Genomic DNA, 15,139 nt, shown 5'->3' on the forward strand with positions numbered 1-15,139 from the left:
TTACTTGCCCTGGCCTGTGGTGCGGTTGGCATTGTTCTTCTGTTCCTGCGCGGCAGCCGCGCGTGATTCGGCGATACCCACCGCGCGTGCTGCCGCGGCCTTCTCATCCTTCTGCAGTTCCAGGGGCTGGAACGACCCTTCCGGCGCCAGCCAGCCGCCACTGAACCCGGCCCGCTCCAGGCCCTTGCGGATGTACGGGTTCTTCTTCATCACTTCCCACACGAAATCATCGCGGTAGTTGGCGATCATGGTCAGGATCGGGCCCTGGTCGATGGCGATGTAATCGCTGGCGACCCAGCCACGATCCGGGATGACGCGGCCGGTCTTGATCGGGATGTCGTAGTTGAAACTGGGGTTGAACGAATCCAGGAAGCCGTAGCTGGAATAGATGTAGTCGCCGTAGCGCTTGTGCATCTCCAGCGTCGCCGGAATCACCTGCTCGGGTGCGAACACCACCGATGCGATCGCGGCGGTGGGGGCGATGGTGCCGTCATCGAAGTTCTCGCGCAGGCCGGCGCCGCGCGAGGAGTAATGGCGGAACTGGCGCTGCTCGCCGCGGTACTCCTGCGTGGTGTTCTGCGGGCCATCACTGGCGGTCAGGCCCCAGACGTTCTCGCCATAGTCCTTCCACTGCATCGGGTTGGCGATGGCGTATTCGCGCTGGGCCAGCGCGGCCGAGCGGCTATTGAGGAAATAGGTGCTGCCGCGCTCGCGCATGTACGCGTCCTGGATGTCGCGGAAGTCGATCCAGACGTGGCTGTACTGGTGGCCGAACAGCGGGCCGAAGGACAGGTATTCCTGGCCCTGGTAGACACCCCAGTCGTTGTCGTAGGTGCGCGTCCACACCGTCCACGCGTCCGGGCTGACCGGATGCGTGGGCGAACCCAGGGCGAGGATGTAGACCATCATCGCCTCGTTGTAGCCCATCCAGTCGTGGTCGATGAAACCGCTCTCCGGGAACCACCCCATCGAGATCAGCGGCGCACGCTGCTGCAGCCACGGCCAGTCGACCTTCTTGTACAAGGTATCGGCGATCTGGCGGATTTCCTTCTCGCGCGGATCGTCACCGTCGTAGTACGACTGCGCGAACAGCACGCCCATCATCAGCAGTGCGGTATCCACCGAGGACAGTTCGACCCAGCTGTCGTAGCGACGGCCTTCCTGCATGTCCAGGAAGTGGTAGTAGAAGCCCTTGTAGCCCGCCTTGCCGGTGCGCTGCGGGCCCATCGGCACGTCGCGGAAGAATTTCAGGGTGGTCAGCGTGCGGTCGATCGCCTGGTTGCGGCTGACCCAGCCGTTCTCGATGCCGATCGGATAGGCGGTCAGCGCGAAGCCGACCGAGGCGATGCTGGCGAACGGCCGCGATGGGTAGCGGTCCGGGGTCAGCCCGTTGACCTCGTTGGTGGTGTCCCAGAAGAACTGGAAGGTGCGGCGCTCGATGTCATCGAACAGCGGCGGCAGCTCCGGCTTCATCGGCCGCGGCGGTGCGTCGGCCTCGATCAGGATCACCGGCGGGCGGGGCTTGGCAGGTTCCTGCTGGGCCGGCTGGCAGGCGGCCACGGCCAGGCTCAGCGCTGCGGCGGACAACAGATGGCGTGCCTGCATGGCGCGGTTCCTCCGGTGGTCTGATCGATGGGAAAGCATACCGTCCAATGATCTGAAATCGTTTACAAGGTGTGTGCTTAAAAAACCACGAAAAACGTGGCCTGACACCGCGATCATTGCCCACGCCGCTGCCCCCTGGCCGGCAGCGGCGTGGGCAATGGACCGGCACAAGGCCGGCCATTGCCGTAGTCCATGCAGGTGATGCCGCCGCCGGAGCGGCGGCATCGGAGACCTGCATCAGGCGGCACCGCTTAGAAGCGGAAGCCCACCTCCGCCTTGACCTGGCGCGGCGTACCGACGATGTCGCCGGTCTCGTTGTAGCTGGCGGTCAGCTTGCCGTTCTTGTAGTAGTTGTAGTTCGAGAAGTTGTCGAAGTTGAACACGTTGATGATGTCGATGCGTGCGTACAACTCGGTATCGCCCGGCATCTTGAACGTCTTGGTGGCCTGCAGGTCAACCGAACGGTAGCCGAAGATCTTGCCACCGATCAGGAACTTGCCGTTGCCGCCCGGGAACGCGGCGGCCGGCGTCGGCAGGGCGTAGCCATTGGCCTGCGGCACGCCGTACCAGTCATTCACCGCCGTCGGGGTGGCCAGCGTCAGCTTGCCGCCGAAGGTGATGCCCCAGAAGCCGTCGTAGGAGCCGGTGACCACCAGGCGGTGGCGCGGCGCACCGTTGGACTTGATGAACGGATACTCGCCGATGGTGCCGCGATCGAACGAGTAATGCTCATCGATGTTGCGGTTATGGCGGGCGGTGGTCCAGGTGTAGGCGATCGAGGTGCCCCAGCCGCTTTCCTTGGTGTACGGCTTCTGCGCCGACAGCAGGACCTGGGTGGTGCGGGTCTTGATGCCCTGCTGGCCGATGATCAGGCTGCCGAAGCCCGGCACGTTGCAGCTCCACGCCTGGCCCAGGCCCGGCTCGGTGCCACCGCACAGGCGCGGGTCGTCGAAGAACTGGCCGGTCGGGTAACGGTTGCCCAGGGTGAAGGCGAAGCCGTCATAGGTCAGCGTGCGCGCGATGGTGGCGTCGGTCAGCCAGTCGCCGATCTGGTTGCTCATGCCCAGGCTGAACTGATCCGCGTAAGGCACCTTCAGGTTGTTGTTGAGCAGGTCGACTTCCAGGCCGGCATTGCTGGTCGCGCCGACCAGTGCCTGCAGGTTGCCGATGCCGTTGAGCAGGTTCGGGTTCCAGTCGTAGCAGGCGGCGTTGCCCTGGAAGCACTGGCCGGTGGCCGGGTTGCGGAAGTAGATGGTCGGCTGCGGCAGGGCCAGCTTGGTCACTTCCAACTGCAGGTAGTCGAACAGGTCGCGGTCGTAGGAACGGCCGGCGCCACCGTGGATCACGTGCTGCTCGTCGGCATTGATGTCATACGAGAAGCCCAGGCGCGGCTGCCAGGCGTCCTTGAACGCCTTGCGGTTGTGGCCGTTGCTGATGTAGTCGTTGATGTCCAGGCCGCTCAGTGCCAGCGTATCGGCATAGGACTGCCCGGCCGGTGCGCGCGGATCCTGCGCGAACAGCGCATTGACCACTTCCGGCGGCGTGACGAAGTCCAGGTAGGACGGGTTCTTCTCGTAATCCCAACGCAGGCCAAGGTTCAGCTGCAGGTGGTCGTTGACCTGCCAGTCGTCCTGGATGAACAGGCCGATCTGCTTGGCCTTGGAACGTACCTCGCCGGACACGCCGGACACGCCGGTCACCGGCTTCACGAACTGGGCCTTGTACGGAATGCTGTCCGGGAAGGCCGCATTGCCCACGGTGTAGTAGAACTGCGGATTGATCTGCGCCGCGTCCGAGGCGTACAGATCGATCTCCTTGTACTTGGCACCCATCTTGATGGTGTGGTCGCCCGCCCACTGGATACCGTCCAGGGTCAGGTTGTCCTCGATCGACCAGCCCTTCTGGCCCTTCACCTGCGAGGCGAATGCCGATGCGCCGCCGATGGAGACGATGGCACGCTCATCGGTGCCGTCCGGGCCGGTGTAGTTGATGCCGTTGCCCAGGCTCAGCGGCTTGGGATTGTTGAACGAATCCTCGTGGGTGAGCATCAGTTCGTTGTAGTAGCGCTCACCGCTATGGTTCCAGCGCAGCGCGTAGCGGCGATCGGTGTTCTTCGTTTCCTTGCCGTGCATCGGCGCGGTCTGGTCGGCGAACTCCTGCTGGGTCTCGTCACGGTCCTGGAAGGTCAGCTCCAGGCGATCGTTGTCGGTCGGCTCGACGTCGATCTTGGCAAAGATCAGGTCCTGCTGGAACGGCTGGCTGGCCGGGCCGAGTCCGGCGCGGGCCTCGGCCGGCAACAGCCCGGCCAGGCCGGTCACCGAGCCCTGCGGAGCAATGGTCACCGGCAGGTCGAAGCGCTTGGCCTCATAGGTCACGAAGAAGTGGGCCTTGTCCTGCACGATCGGGCCGCCCAGCGCGAAGCCGTATTCCTTTTCGGCCGAGGCTTCCTTGCTGGCACCGGCCTGGCGCTCGGACGGCGTGCGTGCGCGCATGTCTTCATCGGTGTAGCGGTAGAACGCCTCGCCCTTGAACTCATTGGTGCCGGACTTGGTCGCAGCCGTCACCGCGGCGCTCGACACCTGGCCGTACTCGGCCTTGTAGTTGCCGCTGATGACCTTGTATTCGCCGATGGCCAGCTGCGGGAACGGGTTGCCGGCGCTGCCGGACTGGCCGGCCACGCCGCCGCCCTTGACGTAGCTCTTCTGGCCCACGCCGTCGATGTACACGTTGGTGCCGTCGGCATTGGTGGCGCCGCCGCGCAGCGAGGTGTTGCCCTTGGCATCACGGGTGAAGATCATGCCCGGCACCGCGTCGGCGAACTCCAGAAAGTTGCGCGACACCTGCGGGGTGGTCTGGATCTGCTGCAGGCTGACGGTCTTGCCGACTTCGGAGGTGCGCACTTCCTGCAGCAGGGTCGGCGCAACAACGTTGACGGTGTCCAGGTTGGTGGCTGCGGTCGAACCCGGGGTGCTGCTGGCGGCACCGGCGAAGTTCAGCGTCGCGGTCGAGGCCACGGTGACGGTGACCTTCTGCGACTGGCCGTTGGCGACCACGTCATAGGTACCCGGGTCCAGGCCCATCAGCGAGTAGCTGCCGTCGGCGCGGATGGTGCCACGGCGGACGGTACCGGTGGCCACGTTGGTGGCGGTCACTTCGGTGCCTGCCTGGGCGCCGGCAACCTGGCCGCGCAGGCTGGCGTTGGCCGACTGCGCCATGACGTTGGGGGCGGCAGCCAGCATCAGGCAGCTGACCAGTGCGGTGCTCAGCAGCCGGCGCGCCGGCATGCGGAAGGTGGTATGCATCATCAACTCAATCTCCGGGTGGCGGTAACCGCTTGCGCGGTCCCTACGATCAGTCAAAAAAAAGAAGGAACGCCTCTGGCTTCAACGGCCGGATGGCGGAGTGGTGGAATCGCGAACTATCAAGCGGGGAACCAGGGTCTGCTTGTCCCCTGTCCCATCCGTGGAGGTGCCGTCCATCAACTGCATCAGACGCATCATGGCCCGGTCGCCGAGCTCGGCGATGCTGACCTGCATGGTGGTCAGCGACGGGTGGACGAAACGCGCCAGTGGAATGTCATCGAAACCTGCCAGGGCAACATCGGCCGGCACACGGACCCCTGCCTGCGTGAACGCATACAGGCAGCCCAGGGCCATCATGTCGTTGGCAGCGAACACGGCATCGGGCAGCGCTCCGGCTGCCAGCAACTCCTGACCGGCGCGATGGCCGGAAGCTTCGTCGAAATCACCGGGCAGCTCGATGCCCTCGGCGCCACTGCCGAATGCCACCAGCGCGTCACGGAAGCCGCGCAGGCGCTCGCGCGCGTCGAAGTTGAGGTCCGGACCAGAAATGAAGGCAATGCGGCGGTGGCCGGCATCCAGCAGGTGGCGGGTCATGGCCATGGCGCCGGCGTGGTCGTCGATGCTCAGCACCGGGTGGTCCTGCCCGGGCAGGTAGGTGTTGATCAACACCGTGGGCAACGACTGCGGCAGGTTGTCGGTCAGGAAGCCCGGGCTCTCGGCATAGGGCGAGAGCACCAGCAGGCCGTCCACGCGGCCGCGCATGGCGCGCAGGGCAGCGCCCTGCTGTTCCTGGTCGCCGTGGTAGCTGGACACCAGCAGGTGCTGGCGGCGGTTGCGGGCCACGCCGTCGATGCCGCGCATCAGCTCGGAGAAGAATTCGCCGTACAGGTCCGGCAGCACCACGCCCACCGTATTGGTGCGGCGGCTGCTCAGGCTGCGGGCGGCGGCGTGCGGGGTGTAACGCAGCCGTGCGGCGACCTCCAGCACAAGCTGGCGGACCGGTTCGGCGACATTTTCATGCCCGTTCAGCGCGCGGGAAACCGTGGCCACGGAGACCCGGGCTTCGCGTGCGACGTCTTTGATTGTGATAGCTGCCTTGTTCACGAAGCCGCCCTCCACGGCTTGGACCTACCAGCATTGGCGCGGAATGTAAGCGTTTCCATCTGGGCTTGTAAACAGTCCGTTAGGCGAATGTCCCGAAATGGACATGAAAATCTGTCCGTGGCGCGGCCCGCAGGGACCGGCCATGACAGTGCGGGACAAGGGCTCAGCCCTGTTCTGACGGGGTCTGTGCGCGGATGGACAGCGCGTGGATATCGGTGTCCATCATCGACCCCAGCGCGGCATAGACCGCGCGATGCCGGGCCAGCGGCCCCAGTCCGGCGAACCGCTCACTCACCACATGGACGTTGAAATGGCCGCGCCCGTCGCGGGCACCGGCATGGCCGGCGTGGCGATGGCTGTCGTCCTCGATCTCAAGGACGCTCGGGGCCAGTGCCTGTTGCAGCGCGTCACGGATCCGCTCGATCCGTTCCGTGCTCACGGCAGGACCTTGCGGAACGGCCGCACCTGCACGCGGGTGTAGACGCCTGCGGCGACGTACGGGTCGCCATCGGCCCAGGCCTGTGCCTGTGGCAGCGACTCGAACTGCGCAATCACCACCGAACCACTGAACCCGGCCGGGCCCGGGTCTTCACTGTCCACCGCCGGGCACGGCCCGGCCAGCAGCAGGCGTCCCTCGTCGCGCAGCGCGTGCAGCCGCGCCAGATGTTCCGGCCGCGCCTGCAGCCGCTGCGCCAGCACATCCTGGCCGTCATACCCTTCGATCACATACCACACCGGCATTTCCTCGCGTGCGTTGTCGGTGCGCCGATTCTAGCCAATGCCGGCCCGCTCCCGGCCCCGGCTGGACACTGGCGCGGCAAAGGCTTACCCTAGTGTCCATTGCACGTGGCTGGATGCAGCAGCCCGTCGGTTTTTGCGGCCAACGCAGCCCCCGACGATCGTCCCGCTGCTTCAAACCGGACCACCCGGCCGGGCCACGTAGACGACCTCCCCGTAGTTCCGTCGCTGCCGTCTCCTGCGGCGCGTCCTGCTGTTTGATATGTGTGGAATCGCGCCGATCCCGGCGTGTCTGGTGCCCTGGGGCTCCGTGGCGTTGGCCCGGCGAACCCGGTGCCGCGACTGGTCCGTTGCAATCCTGATGTCCATTAGATGACTTCCGAACTCGCGCTCGACGCGAACCCGCCAACCCGGCCGCCCGCCCCCCAGCAGCAGGAAATGCCGCTGGCCGTGGTGCATGGGCAACCGGTCCTGCAGATCCCGCAGGACCTGTACATCCCGCCGGACGCGCTGGAAGTCATCCTGGATGCCTTCGAAGGCCCGCTGGACCTGCTGCTGTACCTGATCCGCCGCCAGAACCTGGATGTGCTGGACATTCCCGTCGCCGAAATCACCCGGCAGTACGTGGAATACATCACCGTGATGCGCGAGCTGCGCTTCGAGCTGGCTGCCGAGTACCTGGTGATGGCCGCGATCCTGGCCGAGGTGAAGTCGCGCATGCTGCTGCCGCGCCCGGTCAGCGAGGAAGGCGATGAAGCCGACCCGCGCGCCGAGCTGGTGCGCCGGCTGCAGGAGTACGAACGCTTCAAGCAGGCCGCCGAGGACATCGACGCCCTGCCCCGCCAGGACCGCGACACCACGGTGGCGCACGCCTTCATGCCCGAGCGCGCCACGGTGAAGCTGCCGCCGCCGGTGGACCTGAAGGAAATGCTGCTGGCCCTGCACGACGTGCTCAAGCGCGCCGAGCTGTTCAGCGGCCACGCCATCAAGCGCGAGGCACTGAGCGTGCGGCAACGCATGGGCGAGGTACTCGGCCGCCTGGAAGACGGCAAGTTCTATCGCTTTGAAGGGCTGTTCACGGCCGAAGAAGGCAAGCTGGGCGTGCTGGTCACGTTCCTGGCGGTGCTGGAGCTGGCCAAGGAACAGCTGCTGGACATCGTCCAGGAAGAACCGCTGGCGCCGATCTACGTCAAGTCGCTGGCGGCCGGCAACACCAACGCCCCGCTGCAGTTCAGCAGCGAGTTCGACGACAACGACGCCGCCAATGCCAATGAGTGAGCGCTGACTGCCGATGGATCAATCGCTGATCGACCGCATTGTCGAGGGTGCCCTGCTGGCTTCCAGCCAGCCGCTCACCCTGGCCCAGCTGAAGGACCTGTTCCCGGAGGAGGAGCCGGCGCCGCCGGGTAGCATCGAACGTGCGCTGGAACGGCTGCGCGAGGCCTGCGAAGGACGCGGCGTGGAACTGGTCGAGGTCGCTTCGGGCTTCCGCTACCAGGTCACCAGCGAAGTGCATGGCTGGATCAGCCGGCGGTGGACCGAACGCAAGACCCGCTACACCCGTGCCACCCTGGAAACCCTGGCGCTGATCGCCTACCGGCAGCCGATCACCCGCGGCGAGATCGAACAGGTGCGCGGCGTGGCGGTCAGCAGCAACATCATCCAGGCACTGGAAGAACGCGAATGGATCCGCGTGGTCGGCCACCGCGACGTGCCCGGCAAGCCGGCACTGTTCGGCACCACCAAGGGCTTCCTGGACTACTTCGGGCTGAAGCGGCTGGACGAACTGCCGCCGCTGTCGGAACTGAAGGACCTGGGCGAGCTGGAACCGCAACTGGCGCTGGACCGCGATGCTCCGGCCGTTGCCGGCGCCGACGGTCCGGACGTCTCGGCCGACGGCGCTGCCGCCAACGACGACGCCGGCCTGGCCGGCAGTGACACCCCCGATTCCGCCGATGCAGCGCCTGCGTCGGCCACCGATGAGCAAGCACCTTCGCCCCTCGATGATGGGCACCCCGATTCCGCGCCGGGCGAGCGCGCGGTGCCCCTGAACGAACGCGAAGACAACGCCGTCGCGATGACGACCGTGGCTGTTGACCAAGCCGATTCCGAACCAGAGGCCGACCTCGAAATCGTCGGCCGGAGCAAAACTGATGAGTGACACCCCCCGTAACAAGCTCTCGCTGAAGCGCGAAGCCACCTCCGAACAGTTCAAGCTGGAAGAGCGCCTGCACAAGGTGCTGGCCCAGGCCGGCCTTGGCTCGCGCCGCGCGCTGGAACAGCGCATCGCCGAAGGCCTGGTCAAGGTCAACGGTGAAGTCGCGCAGACCGGCATGTCGGTCAAGAGCGGCGACAGGATCGAACTGGACGGTCGCGGCTTCGTCGCCACCGCGCTGGCCGAACCGTCGCGCGTACTGGTCTACAACAAGCCCGAAGGCGAAGTGACCACCCGCGAAGATCCCGAAGGCCGCCCGACCGTGTTCGAATCGCTGCCGCCGCTGAAGGGCGCGCGCTGGATCGCGATCGGCCGCCTGGACATCAACACCACCGGCCTGCTGCTGGCCACCACCGACGGTGAGCTGGCCAACGCCATGATGCACCCGTCGTTCGAGGTCGAGCGCGAGTACGTGGTGCGCGTGCGTGCACCGGAAGGCGAGGAAAAGGTCTCCGACGCGATCGTCGACCGCCTCAGCCGTGGCGTCGCGCTGGAGGACGGCCCGGCCAAGTTCGACGAGATCGAACGCATCGGCGGCACCGATTCGCACGACTGGTTCCGCGTCGTGGTGAAGGAAGGCCGCAACCGCGAAGTGCGCCGCCTGTGGGAATCGCAGGGCTGCCAGGTCAGCCGCCTGAAGCGCACCCGCTACGGCAAGGTCAGCCTGCCGCGCGAACTGGCCCGTGGCCATTCGGTGGAATTGAGCACCCCGCAGGTTGAAGCCCTGCGCGCGCAGCTGAAGCTGGAAGAAGGCGCACCGTCGGCGCTGACGCTGCAGCCGGTGATCGGCCAGCGCCGCGCCGCCAAGACCACCGTGCGCGTGCGCGAAGGGGGCCGCGGCAACGCCTACGTCAACGGCCACAACACCGCTGACGAAGGTCGCGAGCTGCGCCGTTTCGACAACGTCCGCGAAGATCGCGGCCGTGGCCGCGGTGGCAAGGGCGGTGGCTTCAAGGGTGGCCTGACGGTCAGCGGTGAAGCGGCGGCCAAGCAGTCGCAGAAGCCGTTCAAGCAGCGCGCCCCGAAGAACGATCGCTCGCTGCCGGAAGGCAACCCGGCCGCGTTCCGCACCTGGTACGTGCCGGATGGCGTGAGCACCGGCCCGAGCGGCCATCGCAACGCCGGTCCGGGCGCGCGTGGCCCGGGTGCCCGTGGTCCGGGTGCTGGCGGCCAGGGCCGTCCGTACGGCAAGCCGAAGGGCCCGGGTGCTGGCGCCGGTGGCGGCCAGGGCCGTGGCGGTTTCGGTGGCGAAGGCCGTGGTGGCGCAGGCGGCCAGGGCCGGCCGGCCGGTGCGGGCAACCGCTCGCAGGGCCAGGGCAACAAGCATCCGTATGGCCATCCGGGCAACGCTCCAAGCTTCCCGTCCGACCACGCCACGCCGGGCTTCAACCCGTACGGCAGCCCGAAGCCGGCGCAGGGCGCCCGTCCGGGCGGTCGTGGTCCGGGTGGTGGCAACCGTGGGCCGGGCGGCAATCGCGGCCCCGGCGGACCGGGTGGCAACCGTGGCCCGGGTGGCCCCGGTGGCAACCGCGGTCCCGGCGGCCCGCGCCGCAGCGGCCCGCGCGGCGGCTGATCGTTGGCCACGCTGACATGAAAAACCCCGGCTCCGGCCGGGGTTTTTCTTTACCTGGCAGGTCGCCCCCCGGGTGGACCCACGCCATGGGCGGACGCAAAGCGAGAACTAGGAATTCTTTGAAAACGAGCTGTTTGTGTCACGCGTCGCTGCATGACGCGCGAGGCCTAACTATCGTGCCTGTGTCATCCACACTACACACAGGAGCCGCAATGGCTTGGCACACCTCCGAATCCGTCCTGGGGCTGGGCACTGCCACCAACCGGTGGTGGAACACCATTTATGGGCCTGCCGACAAGGTTGAGGTTTCAGGCATCTATCGATGCCTGGGCTGCAAGCGCGAGGTCACCTGCAACAGGAACGATCCCTTCCCGCCCCAACCCAAGCACGTGCATACCCCGCAACAAGGCCCGATCCGTTGGAAGCTCAACGTACGCACCAACACCGAAGGCACCTGACAGCACCTTCGGCAAGAAAAAGGGGACGGAGGGGATTAAGTCGCTTTCGCCCCTTTGAGGCAAAAGCGACTTAATCCCCTCCGTCCCCTTTTTTGTTGTCAGCGCCGGCTGATGGTGAAGGCGGCGCCGTCCACGCCCAGGTCCCAGCCCTTGCCGGTGCCAGACAGGGCCAGCGAGATGTCGCCCTTGGTCATCACCTGCGCATTGCTGGATTTCACCGCGCCGGCATGCGCACCGACCGAGGCGTAGGTGCCCAGCAGCTCGTTGACGCTCACCGCGCCGGTGAAGCTGCCACGGCCATTGGTGATCTTCGACTTGCCCACGGTCAGGCCGCCGCCCTTCACTTCAATGCGCACCGGCAGGCTGGCGCCATTGCTGCAGCTGACGGTGCCGTTGCCCGACGCGGTCTTGTAGATCAACGACCAGCCGGACAGGTTGTAGCGCAGCTGGCAATCGAGGTTGCCGGCGGCGTGCGCGGCCGGGGCCAGCGTGGCAGCGGACAGGGCCAGCAGCAGGGCGAAGGGCTTGTTCATGGCGGGACTTCCAGTTCGATCGACTGCCGGCGAATCTAGCAGCGCGCACGTGCACGTTGGATGCAGGCGCGCGCGCTGCGTGGCAGGCATTCAGCCGCCGTCGTGCCGTGTCAGGCCTGCTCATCCAGGTGGAAGGCATCGGCATCGAGCATCGCCGGGAAACGCGCGCGGTGGGCGGCCAGCGCCTCAGCCGAGATGGTGGTGGTGACCACCTGTTCGCGCTCGCGGATCTCCACCTGCGGCTGGCCGAGGAAGTCGATCACCGCGCTGTCGCCGGCGTAGTGCAGCTGGTTGCCGTCCACGCCGACGCGGTTCACCGCCGCCACGAAGCACAGGTTCTCGATCGCGCGCGCGCGCAGCAGGGTCTTCCACGCATAGGCGCGCGCCGACGGCCAGTTTGCGACGAAGATCTGCAGGTCGAAATCCAGCTGCTGCGGGCGTTCGACGTTGTAGCGGTTGCGGCAGAACACCGGAAAGCGCAGGTCGTAGCAGACCTGCGGATTGATCCGCCACCCCTTCCACTCCACGCTCAGGCGTTCGCGGCCAGCAGCATAGCGCTCATGCTCGCCGCCGTAGCGGAACAGGTGGCGCTTGTCGTAGTACTGCAGCTCGCCCTCGGGCGTGGCAAACAGCAGGCGGTTGTACACGCCCTCGCCGTCGCGCAGCTGCACGCTGCCGATCACCGCCGCGTCCAGCGCCTTCGCTTGTTCGCGCACCCAGGCCACGGTTGGGCCATCCATGCCTTCGGCCTGGGCGATGGCGTCATTGGAGAAGCCACTGGTGAAGGTCTCCGGCAGGATCACCAGGTCGGTGGTGCCGGCCAGCGGTGCGAGCAGCGCGCCGTAGTAGGCGCGGTTGCCGGCCGGATCGTGCCAGCGGGTGTCACCCTGGACGAGGGAAATGCGCAGGTCATTCATGTCCACGCCTCCGCTCACAGCAGCCGCAGGCGTTCGATCGCCGCGTCCATGGTCGCTTCGTTCTTGGCAAAGCACAGGCGCACCAGGCGCTGGCCGGCCGGCGGAGTCTCGTAGAACGGCGACAGCGGAATGGCGGTGACGCCCTTCTCGATGGTCAACCACTTCACGAACTCATGGTCGGGCAGGTCGCTGATGGCCGAGTAGTCCACCAGTTGGAAGTAGCCACCCGGCACCGGCAGCGCCTTCAGGCGCGTACCGGCCAGCTGCTCGCGGAAACGGTCGCGCTTGGCCTGGTAGAACGCGCCCAGTTCCAGGTGGTGTTCGGGTTCGTCGCGGATCATCGCGGCGAAGCCGTACTGGGCCGGGCCGAAGCTGGTGAACGTGTTGTACTGGTGCACCTTGCGGAATTCAGCGGTCAGCAACGGCGGCGCCACGGCGTAGCCGATCTTCCAGCCAGTGCAGTGGTAGGTCTTGCCGAAGCTGGAGATGACGAAGGTGCGCTCGCGCAGTTCCGGATAGCGCAGCGCCGACTCATGGCGGCGACCGTCGTAGATGATGTGCTCGTACACCTCATCGGAGATCAGGTAGATCTGCGTGCCGCGCAGCAGCGCGGCCAGCGCCTGCATGTCAGCCTCGTCCAGCATCGCACCGGACGGGTTGTGCGGGGTATTGACCATCAGCATGCGGGTGCGCGGGGTGATCGCCGCGCGCACGCGGTCCCAGTCCACGGCGAAGGTCTGCGGGTCCAGCGGCACGTGCACGGCGGTGGCCCCGGCCAGCTCGATCGCCGGCTCGTAGCAGTCATAGGCCGGGTCGAGCACGATGACTTCCTCGCCGGCACGCACCACGGCGTGGATGGCGTTGAAGATGGCCTCGGTGGCGCCGCTGGTGACGGTGATTTCGGTGTCCGGGTCGATGGTGGCGCCGTACAGGTCCAGCGACTTCTGCGCGATGGCCTGGCGCAGCGGCGCGACGCCGGTCATCGGCGGATACTGGTTGAGGCCGGCCGCCATCGCCTTGGCGGTCTCGTCGATCAGGCGCTGCGGCGCGGAAAAGTCCGGGAACCCCTGGCCCAGGTTGACCGCGCCGTGTTCGGCGGCGAGCTGGGACATCACGGTGAAGATCGTGGTACCGACCTTGGGCAGCTTGGTGGTGGGTTGCATCGGCCTGGACTGTGGGGGAACAAGGGATCCGAGTTTACGCAATCCGCGCGCCGGTAGTGCCGGCCGCCGGCCGGCGCCTCGGCACACGCGGCTGGCACCCCGGGAAATTGCCGGCCAGCGGCCGGCACTACCATCGGCATTCACCGCTACAATTGCCGCCGCACTCCGGCATGAAGACCCCTGCCCCTTGAACACCCCTGCATTGCTGGCCGCCAGCGGCCTGAGCTTCTCCCGCAATGACGAGCCGGTGTTCGGCCCGCTGGAGTTCCATGTGGACGCCGGCGAGGCCCTGCTGGTGCAGGGCGGCAATGGCGCCGGCAAGACCACCCTGCTGCGCGTGCTGGCCGGCCTGGCCCGGCCCGGTGCCGGCCAGGTACGGATCGACGGCAAGCCGGCCAGCAATGCCGAGCGTGCGCGCTACGTGGCCTACCTCAGCCATCTGCCGGCGCTGAAGCCGGACCTCGGGACGCTGGAGAACCTGCACTTCCTGTGCGGCCTGCATGGCCGGCGTGCCCGGCAGATGCCCGGCAACGCACTGGCGATCGTCGGCCTGGCCGGCTACGAGGACACCCTGGTGCGGCACCTGTCGGCCGGGCAGAAGCGGCGGCTGGCACTGGCGCGCATCTGGCTGTCGCCAGCGCCGCTGTGGCTGCTCGACGAGCCCTATGCCAACCTCGACCTGGAGGGCATCACCCTGGTCAACCGGATGATTTCGGCGCACCTGCGCGCCGGTGGCGCTGCGCTGGTCACCACCCACGGCGCCTATGCCGCACCGCCGGTGCGCACCCGCCAGCTCGACCTCGGCGGTGCCGCATGATCGCGCCGGGCACCGAACCGGGCCTGTGGCAGACCGCAGGCGCCCTGCTCAAGCGCGACCTGCGCCTGCTCTGGCGCCGCCGCGGCGACGCGCTGCAACCGCTGCTGTTCGCGGTGCTGGTAGTGGTGCTGTTCGCCCTGGCCCAGGGCCGCGAACCACAGCTGCTGGCCGCCACCGCCGGTGCAGTGCTGTGGCTGGCCGTGTTGCTGGCCGGACAGCTGTCGCTGGATTCGCTGTTCCGTTCCGACGCCGAAGACGGCTCGCTGGAACAATGGCTGCTGGCGCCGGTGCCGCTGGCCTGGCTGGTGCTGGTGCGCGTGCTGCTGCACTGGGCCACCACCGCGCTGCCGCTGATCGTGGTCAGCCCGCTGCTGGCCGAAATGCTGCATCTGCCGCATGACCAGCTGCCGATGTTGCTGGCATCGTTGCTGCTGGGAACGCCGTTGCTGAGCCTGATCGGGGGCGTGGTCGCCGCGCTGACCGTCGGCATCCGACGCTCTGGTATTCTCGTGGCGCTGCTGTCGTTGCCGTTGTACGTGCCGGTGCTGGTGTTCGGCGCGGGCAGCCTGGCGGCAGCCGGGCGCGGGCAGGATCCGGTCGGTGCGCTGCTGATGCTGGGCGCTGGCCTGCTGGTCGCGCTGGTGCTGGCGCCGCTGGCCACTGCCGCTGCAATACGCATTTCTCTGAGTTGACCGAGCTGAGAGCCAATCCACC

General features: G+C 67.0%; 14 protein-coding genes. 6 read left to right on the top strand and 8 right to left on the bottom strand.

Going from position 1 to position 15,139, the window contains the following annotated elements; translation table 11 throughout:
• The 5 genes from BLS66_RS00850 to BLS66_RS00870 all read right to left on the bottom strand — a co-directional run bounded on the left by BLS66_RS00850 (position 1) and on the right by BLS66_RS00870 (position 6,746).
• A complete protein-coding gene (locus BLS66_RS00850; RefSeq protein WP_049465028.1) occupies positions 1–1,605 on the bottom strand; it encodes a glucoamylase family protein in 1,605 nt (534 codons plus the stop codon).
• A gap of 251 nt (positions 1,606–1,856) precedes the next feature.
• Positions 1,857–4,910 carry a TonB-dependent receptor gene (locus tag BLS66_RS00855; RefSeq protein ID WP_074724885.1) on the bottom strand — a complete coding sequence of 1,018 codons (3,054 nt, stop codon included), beginning with the start codon at positions 4,908–4,910 and terminating at the stop codon, positions 1,857–1,859.
• A 78-nt stretch (positions 4,911–4,988) separates the two neighbouring features.
• Complete coding sequence (locus BLS66_RS00860; RefSeq protein WP_074725073.1) at positions 4,989–6,011, bottom strand: LacI family DNA-binding transcriptional regulator; 1,023 nt, start codon at positions 6,009–6,011, stop codon at positions 4,989–4,991.
• Positions 6,012–6,174: 163 nt separating this feature from the next.
• Positions 6,175–6,450, bottom strand: coding sequence for a BolA family protein (locus tag BLS66_RS00865; protein WP_049465022.1), 276 nt, complete (start codon positions 6,448–6,450; stop codon positions 6,175–6,177).
• The gene (locus BLS66_RS00870) at positions 6,447–6,746 is read right to left on the bottom strand and encodes a YciI family protein (RefSeq protein WP_074725074.1); all 300 of its coding nucleotides are present in this window, start codon (positions 6,744–6,746) and stop codon (positions 6,447–6,449) included. The genes BLS66_RS00865 and BLS66_RS00870 overlap by 4 nt, the downstream gene beginning before the upstream one ends.
• Before the next feature lie 375 nt (positions 6,747–7,121).
• On the opposite strand from BLS66_RS00870, the gene BLS66_RS00875 reads away from it, so the two are divergent.
• The 4 genes from BLS66_RS00875 to BLS66_RS00890 all read left to right on the top strand — a co-directional run bounded on the left by BLS66_RS00875 (position 7,122) and on the right by BLS66_RS00890 (position 10,995).
• Positions 7,122–8,027: a segregation and condensation protein A gene (locus BLS66_RS00875; RefSeq protein ID WP_005417635.1), complete on the top strand. Its 906-nt coding sequence runs from the start codon at positions 7,122–7,124 to the stop codon at positions 8,025–8,027.
• Between the two features lie 13 nt (positions 8,028–8,040).
• Positions 8,041–8,910 (top strand): SMC-Scp complex subunit ScpB, encoded by an 870-nt coding sequence (gene scpB, locus BLS66_RS00880; protein WP_074724886.1) that lies wholly within the window; start codon positions 8,041–8,043, stop codon positions 8,908–8,910.
• Positions 8,903–10,537 (top strand): pseudouridine synthase, encoded by a 1,635-nt coding sequence (locus BLS66_RS00885; RefSeq protein ID WP_053460875.1) that lies wholly within the window; start codon positions 8,903–8,905, stop codon positions 10,535–10,537. Before scpB ends, BLS66_RS00885 begins: the two co-directional genes overlap by 8 nt.
• A gap of 212 nt (positions 10,538–10,749) precedes the next feature.
• On the top strand, positions 10,750–10,995 hold the full coding sequence (locus BLS66_RS00890) for a hypothetical protein (RefSeq protein ID WP_053091662.1): 246 nt from the start codon (positions 10,750–10,752) through the stop codon (positions 10,993–10,995).
• Between the two features lie 98 nt (positions 10,996–11,093).
• Here BLS66_RS00890 and BLS66_RS00895 read toward each other — a convergent pair whose 3' ends face one another.
• From BLS66_RS00895 to BLS66_RS00905, 3 genes are all read right to left on the bottom strand, one after another.
• Complete coding sequence (locus BLS66_RS00895; protein WP_005417639.1) at positions 11,094–11,528, bottom strand: hypothetical protein; 435 nt, start codon at positions 11,526–11,528, stop codon at positions 11,094–11,096.
• 110 nt (positions 11,529–11,638) lie between these two features.
• Complete coding sequence (locus BLS66_RS00900) at positions 11,639–12,445, bottom strand: amidohydrolase (protein WP_074724887.1); 807 nt, start codon at positions 12,443–12,445, stop codon at positions 11,639–11,641.
• Positions 12,446–12,459: 14 nt separating this feature from the next.
• The gene (locus BLS66_RS00905) at positions 12,460–13,608 is read right to left on the bottom strand and encodes a pyridoxal phosphate-dependent aminotransferase (RefSeq protein WP_049465014.1); all 1,149 of its coding nucleotides are present in this window, start codon (positions 13,606–13,608) and stop codon (positions 12,460–12,462) included.
• Positions 13,609–13,855: 247 nt separating this feature from the next.
• On the opposite strand from BLS66_RS00905, the gene ccmA reads away from it, so the two are divergent.
• Both ccmA and ccmB read left to right on the top strand, forming a co-directional pair.
• Entirely contained in the window at positions 13,856–14,425 is a 570-nt protein-coding gene (gene ccmA, locus BLS66_RS00910) for a heme ABC exporter ATP-binding protein CcmA (RefSeq protein ID WP_425513135.1), read from the top strand.
• Entirely contained in the window at positions 14,422–15,117 is a 696-nt protein-coding gene (ccmB, locus tag BLS66_RS00915) for a heme exporter protein CcmB (protein ID WP_006456616.1), read from the top strand. The genes ccmA and ccmB overlap by 4 nt, the downstream gene beginning before the upstream one ends.
• The last annotated feature ends 22 nt before the right edge of the window (positions 15,118–15,139 follow it).

The sequence above is a fragment of the Stenotrophomonas pavanii genome (assembly GCF_900101175.1).
GTDB classification, from domain to species: Bacteria; Pseudomonadota; Gammaproteobacteria; order Xanthomonadales; family Xanthomonadaceae; genus Stenotrophomonas; species Stenotrophomonas pavanii.